Origin of the sequence: Corallococcus sicarius (genome assembly GCF_003611735.1) — a bacterium.
Taxonomy (GTDB): Bacteria; Myxococcota; Myxococcia; order Myxococcales; family Myxococcaceae; genus Corallococcus; species Corallococcus sicarius.
The window spans coordinates 1-3,588 of sequence record NZ_RAWG01000533.1 but is presented as its reverse complement, the minus strand read 5'-3'; the positions used below and the strand labels follow the sequence as shown (position 1 = coordinate 3,588).

3 protein-coding genes are annotated in these 3,588 nt (G+C 72.4%); 2 read left to right on the top strand and 1 reads right to left on the bottom strand.

The window, feature by feature from the left end:
- Both D7X12_RS40215 and D7X12_RS40210 read left to right on the top strand, forming a co-directional pair.
- Positions 1 to 1,512 (top strand): ELWxxDGT repeat protein (locus D7X12_RS40215; RefSeq protein WP_120630415.1); only part of this gene is annotated, 1,512 nt, incomplete at its 5' end.
- 115 nt (positions 1,513 to 1,627) lie between these two features.
- Positions 1,628 to 2,701 carry an MBL fold metallo-hydrolase gene (locus tag D7X12_RS40210; protein WP_120630414.1) on the top strand — a complete coding sequence of 358 codons (1,074 nt, stop codon included), beginning with the start codon at positions 1,628 to 1,630 and terminating at the stop codon, positions 2,699 to 2,701.
- Between the two features lie 21 nt (positions 2,702 to 2,722).
- Here D7X12_RS40210 and D7X12_RS40205 read toward each other — a convergent pair.
- A partial coding sequence (locus D7X12_RS40205) for a cysteine peptidase family C39 domain-containing protein (protein ID WP_120630413.1) occupies positions 2,723 to 3,588 on the bottom strand: 866 nt, incomplete at its 5' end.

The window sequence follows — 3,588 nt, the reverse complement described above, 5'->3', positions numbered from 1 at the left end:
GGGGTGGGCTGCGGCGGGGAGTACCAGGACGCGGGGACGGAGGCCGGCTTCGGACAGGAGCCCACCCCGGGGGCGGAACAAGCCGTGGAGCAGGAGGCCTTCTGTCCTCCCACCGCGGCGGCCACGCAGCGGGTGAAGACCATCCTGCCCCCTTCGGAGCTGGGCATCCCGCGCTTCGCGGCGGGCCCGACCAGCTTCGCGGACTTCCAGGGGACGCTCTACTTCGCGGTGAACTTCGAGGACGGCCGCCGCGCCCTCTGGAGGAGCAACGGCACCGACGCGGGCACCACGGAGGTGAGGAGCTTCCCCGTCACCGCGGGCACCGGCACGCCCGCCGTGAACCGCCTCACCGCCACCCCGACCCAGCTCTTCTTCCAGGCGCCGGACGCGACGCGGGGCCAGGAGCTGTGGGTGAGTGACGGCACGAGCGCCGGCACCCGGCTCGTCAGGGACCTGACGCCGGGGGCGGAGGGCTCGTTCCTCACGCACCTGACCGCGGTGGGCAACAACCTCGTCTTCTTCAAGGAGTCCTTCGACGTGGCCTCCTCCGCCACGCGCTTCGAGCTGGGGCGGTCGGACGGCACGGCCGCCGGCACGGTGCTCCTGCGCGACTTCGGGACGAACGTGGATGTGAGCTTCCTGGACGCGAAGGTGGGCAACGCGCTGCTCTTCTTCGTGCGCGAGCTGGACGGCGCCACGAACCTCTGGAGGACGGACGGCACCGCCGCGGGCACGCTGCAGCTGAAGCGGCTGGACGCGGGCCCCAACACCTTTCCGTTCGAAGTGCGCTCCTCGGGGACGCTCGCGCTGTTCACGCTCCAGGAGAGCAGCGGCCTGACGGAGCTGTGGAAGTCGGACGGCACGGCGGGCGGCACGGTGCGGCTCGCGTCCTTCGGCGCCACGCGCTCCGTGCGTCTGCTGGGCGCGCTGGGTTCGTACGCCTACGTCACGAGCACCTCGTTCACCACCCAGTACATGGTCATCTACCGCGTCCCGCTCGCGGGGGGGAACCCGACGCCCGTCGTCACCCTGCCCAATTTCTACGCCGGACAGGGCCCGGCGTTCCCCAGCATCAGCGCCGTGAGCCAGGCGCCGGGGGGCACGAGGCTGTTCTTCTCCGTCTTCATCAGCAGCGACGGCCCGGCGCCCCGCGACACCCAGCTCTGGGTCACGAACGGCACCGCCAACGGCACGCAGCTGCTGCGCCGCCCGCTCAGCCTGAGCGACGAGTACGGCTCGCCGGTGTACGCGGTGGCGGACAACCTCGTCTTCTTCAGCGCGTACGAAGCGACCGGCGAGGGCATCGAGCCCTGGGTGAGCAACGGCACGCCGGGCGGGACGCGCCGGCTCAAGGACATCAACACGGCCGGCACGGACCCCTCCTCCTACCCCCGCGACTTCTTCCGCGTGGGCTCGCGCGTCTACTTCAGCGCCTACGACGAAACCCGGTCCGGCCAGCTCTGGTCCACCGCGCTCAGCAACACCTGCGTGGCACCGGAGGCCGAAGAGTAGGCGCCCCGCGCACTCCCGCGCCGTCCCGCTCCTGGCGACGGGACGGCGCCCTGCCCGCCAGGGCTCCTGGCGGGTGACCGTGCCGGGCGGGCATGCGGGTGTTAGACACGGACGCATGTCCACCGTCGTCAGCGCCACTGCCCGCCTCGCGGGACAACGCCTCGAGCGCAGCCGGGCCTCCCGGCAGTTCGAGGGCCAGGGCTTCCGCAACACCGCCCCCGTGGGTCCCGGCATCCAGGGCAACCCGCTGCCCATCCTGGGGGAGTACTTCTTCGGGGGCACGCAGCGCACGCCGCCCGGCCCGCTGCCGGTGGAGGATCCGCGCGGCACCTGGGCCCGCGCGCCGGACACCGGCCTGCGCGTCACCTGGCTGGGCCACAGCACGATGCTGCTGGAGGTGGATGGCGCGCGCGTGCTCACCGACCCCGTCTTCGGAGACCGGGCCTCGCCCCTGTCCTTCGCGGGTCCCCGGCGCTTCCACGCCCCGCCCGTGTCCATTGAAGCGCTGCCGGACCTGGACGCGGTGCTGGTGTCGCACGACCACTACGACCACCTGTGCCGGAGCACCATCCAGGCGCTGGCGAAGCGGCGGGTGCCATTCATCACCGCGCTGGGCGTGGGGCGCCACCTGGAGGCGTTCGGCGTGGCGCCGGAGCTCATCACGGAGCTGGACTGGTGGGAGCACCACCGCGTGGGCCCGGTGGGCTTCACCGCCGCGCCCTCGCAGCACTTCTCCGGCCGCGGCCTGGGCGACCGCAACAAGACGCTGTGGGCGTCGTGGGTGCTCACCACCGACAAGCACCGGCTGTTCTTCAGCGGCGACACCGGCCTCACGTCCGAGTTCGAGGAGATTGGGAGGCGTCACGGCCCCTTCGACCTGGTGATGCTGGAGGTGGGCGCCTTCCACCCGAGCTGGGGCACCATCCACCTGGGCCCGGAGAACGCGCTCAAGGCGCACGCCATGCTGGGCGGCGGCACGCTGATGCCGGTGCACTGGGGCACCTTCAACCTGGCGATGCACGCCTGGGACGAGCCCGCGGAGACGCTGGTGCGGCTGGCCTCCGAACAGCAGGTGCGCCTCTTCACCCCGGGCCTGGGCCGCAGCCTGGAGCCCTCGCGTGTCGAGGGCGCGACGCCGTGGTGGCGCGACGTGGGCGAGCGAATGCTCGTGCCGCGGACGGCGCCCTGAGGCTTGCAGCGCGCGGTGCGGCTAGGAGCCTGACTCGCGGGTGCCGGAGGCGGCCGTCTTGGAGCCGATGCCAGACGTGTCGCCGAGCGAGGCCGAGTGGTTCTCGTTCTGGTGGGCGAGCGCGTTGGCATCTCCGCCCGTCGGGTTCACGATGAGCATGCCGCCCCCGCTGAACGTGCTCCAGCCGGAGTTCATCGCGTCGGTGAGCTGGTGGAGCCCCACGCTGTAGCTCGTGCCCGAGGCCGAGTCCTTGATCTGGTAGTGGCCCTGCGCGTCCTTGCCGTCGATCTCCACCCAGTGCGCGCTGCCATCCGCGGCACGCCCCTCGGGGCCGGGCTGGATGCGGTTCGAGTCCACCATGGCGACGGCCTTCTTCCCCTCGGAGAGGGCCTTGTCCAGCGCGTCGCGGTCGAAGTTGGAAGCGCCGCGCGTCACCTCGAAGCCCTGCCCCGCGAGCATGCGGGCCATCTGATCCGGCGTCGTGCCCCGGGTGTCGGCGTACTTCGACTCCAGGCCCTTCACGAGCTGCGCGTCCGTCAGGCCCTGCCCCCCACCCGCCGCACGCACCAGCATGGCGGCGGTCGCCGCGCCGCAGTTGGTCGGATCCGTCTGCGGGATGACCGGCGTGGGCTGCGTCCAGCCCTTCGTGCCCGTGGCGGGCGCATCCGTGATGGACGGCGCCGCCTCCATCTCCGACGTGTTCGCGACCGCCTGGGGCTGCAGCCCGTTCGCCGCATACCGGGCGGCCCACTCCGCGGCCACCGCCGGGTTCTCCTCGTACGTGTCCTTCTGGAGTTCGGCGGCCGGCTTCGCGACCTCGTGGACCGGCTCCGGAGGCGGCTGCGCCTGCGTGACGGCGGGAGCCTGCACGGAGGACTCACGCGGGG